This window comes from Paraburkholderia sp. GAS334, assembly GCF_050436625.1.
Lineage (GTDB): Bacteria > Pseudomonadota > Gammaproteobacteria > Burkholderiales > Burkholderiaceae > Paraburkholderia.
In genome coordinates, this window is sequence record NZ_JBNDMO010000088.1 from 1 (window position 1) to 2,508 (window position 2,508).

4 protein-coding genes are annotated in these 2,508 nt (G+C 58.9%); 2 read left to right on the forward strand and 2 right to left on the reverse strand.

Annotated elements, in window-relative coordinates:
• The coding region (locus tag P3T21_RS38320) for an NAD(P)-binding domain-containing protein (protein ID WP_429261045.1) at nt 1–170 on the reverse strand (170 nt) is incomplete at its 3' end.
• Between the two features lie 102 nt (nt 171–272).
• Nucleotides 273–1,007: an SDR family NAD(P)-dependent oxidoreductase gene (locus P3T21_RS38325; protein ID WP_429261043.1), complete on the reverse strand. Its 735-nt coding sequence runs from the start codon at nt 1,005–1,007 to the stop codon at nt 273–275.
• Between the two features lie 129 nt (nt 1,008–1,136).
• Here P3T21_RS38325 and P3T21_RS38330 point away from each other — a divergent pair, with 129 nt between their 5' ends.
• Nucleotides 1,137–1,712: a TetR/AcrR family transcriptional regulator gene (locus P3T21_RS38330; RefSeq protein WP_429261044.1), complete on the forward strand. Its 576-nt coding sequence runs from the start codon at nt 1,137–1,139 to the stop codon at nt 1,710–1,712.
• 363 nt (nt 1,713–2,075) lie between these two features.
• Nucleotides 2,076–2,447 (forward strand): YciI family protein, encoded by a 372-nt coding sequence (locus tag P3T21_RS38335; RefSeq protein ID WP_171929655.1) that lies wholly within the window; start codon nt 2,076–2,078, stop codon nt 2,445–2,447.
• The last annotated feature ends 61 nt before the right edge of the window (nt 2,448–2,508 follow it).

Consider the following 2,508-nt stretch of genomic DNA (forward strand, 5'->3'; position numbering starts at 1 on the left):
ATTGCATCCTGCAGCGTCCCGGGGACAACGGTGGGGCCGATCGCTCGTGCCCGTTGCATCAGCGTCTCGGGAGGGCGCCGGCTGGCGACGGTCACATCGATGTTCTTTCTTGCAAACGCTCGGGCGAGGGCCTGGCCTACCGCGCCGAAGCCAATAATCGAATAGTTCATGCGAACTCTCCATTCAGTATTGTAAGGAATCCATATTTATTGACACAAATCAGATCACCTTCGTCGAGTTGAAAGATCCTTCTACACGCTTTCGGCGCGATTTCAGATGGCCGAGAAGCCGCCGTCGACAGACAACTCCACCCCATTCACGAAGCTCGAATCGTCTGAAGCAAGAAACAGCGCGACCGTCGCAATTTCCTCAGGACGCCCCATCTTTCCCCGCGGGATCAGGGATTCGAACATCCGCTTCGCCTCCTCGGTGAGAACCTGGTCCTGCATCGGTGTGGCGATCGGCCCCGGGCTCAGCACGTTCACCCGGATATTCCTGCCCTTCAGTTCGTTAAGCCACGTGCGTGCGAATGAGCGCAACGCCGCCTTGCTCGCCGCATACACGCCATAACCAGGAAAACCTTTCACCGAAGCAACTGACCCGGTCATGAAGATCGACCCGCCATCGTTGAACAGCGGCAACGCCTTCTGAACCGCAAACAGCGTTCCGCGCGTATTCAGACCGAAGGTCGCATCGAAGTGCTGCTCGGTAATCTCGCCCAGAGGGACGGCTTCGCCCGTGCCTGCGCTCGCGAACAGGATGTCAATCTTGCCCTTTTCCCGCTTGACTGTATCGAACAGGCGGTCGAGGTCGTCCAGATTGGCCCCGTCGCCGCGCACGCCGGTCACGTTCCGGCCAATCAGCTTGACGGCCTCGTCGAGCGCCTCCTGCCTCCGGCCCGTGATGAAAACATACGCGCCTTCTTCAACGAACCGCTTGGCGCTCGCCAGCGCCATGCCGCTCGATCCACCCGTGATGACTGCAACCTTACCCTCAAGCTTTCCCATGACATCTCCTTTCGTGGTGTCGTCTGCGCCTCTGTTCCCATCTGCACAAATGTGCTGTATCTTGTGGATCACTGATCCGGATACAGGTTCATTATATTCGGATCACTGATCCGTTTGTCAAGGCAATTTATGCGAGCTGACGCCAGAAAGAATTACGACCATCTCCTTGCAGTCGCGCGTGACGTCGTCACCGAGCATGGTGCCGATGCGTCCATGCGAGATATCGCCCGCCGGGCCGACGTCGGGCTGGCCACACTATTTCGCCATTTCCCGACACGAGAAGCCTTGTTCGAAGCGTTGCTGCGCATGAACGTGGACGAACTGATACAGCAGGCGGCCGAACTCGAAACGTCGAACCCACCTGACGAAGCGCTGGTGTCCTGGTTTCGCGAAGGGGTTGCATTCGTTCATACCTATAACGGTATTTGCGCCTTGTTTGCGACCGCGCACGCGGACCCGGACTCCGCGCTTCACGCTTCGAGCACAGCGCTGCGTTCAGCGGGTGCGCGACTACTGCTCCGCGCTCAAGCCGAGGGAACGGCGCGCGCCGATATCGATGGGGTCGACCTGTTCGCCCTGATGTCGGCGCTCGGCTGGCTCGTCGGCCAGCCCGGATTCGCGCCACGGGGGGATCATCTCTTTCACGTTATTACGAGCGCCATCCTGACAAATCGGCCTGGCAACGATATCAAGAAGGCAACGTAACCGAGTCCAACGAATTGTTGTCTGCATTGCGTCGGATGGCGTCCTCTATGACCGACGCCGGCGACACTATGCGCAAAAGTCTTGGCAAAGGTGACGAATGCAACTGATCGTGTCGGGAGTTTTGAGCGGCTGTTGACGAAGGCGATAAGACGTTGGAGCGGCTGAGCTGTCGCACTACCCAGCGACCGCACATGGCCGACCTCTGCCTCACGCGATCCGCATGTGCAGCACGAGCCCGGCGGTCGGCACCGCGCGACCCCAAAAGCGGACAGTCTGGCGAGACCCGCTACAAACTTTTCAGAAGATTGTCGATTTTCGATCATCAGCTTCGTCGTCAGGTTATTCACACCCAAAGGATCTCCCATGAAATACCTCGGCTTGGCCTACTTCACCCCCGATAAATTCGCCGCGATGGCGCCAGACGACGTCAAGAAATTGGTGAGCCAATGCCCCGCATTGGACGACAAGATGCGGGCTACCGACAAGGTACTGATTTCCGCATCGCTTGGCGATCTGGACAACTGGAGGACGCTCCGCCCGCGCAGTGGCAAGACGCACGTCACCGATGGGCCCTATACCGAGTCGAAGGAAGTCGTGGGCGGCCTGTTCATCATCGAGGCGGATACCCATGACGAGGCGTTGCGCATCGCCTCCATGCACCCGGCGGCCACGCTGGGCGAAGAAGGTGGATGGGTCGTCGAGCTTATCCCCGTGGATTTCTACTGGTCCCGATGAGGGCTTGGACGCGTGTCTCAAATATGCGTTGGGGCTCTGTTCTCCTCAAACACCTTCACGG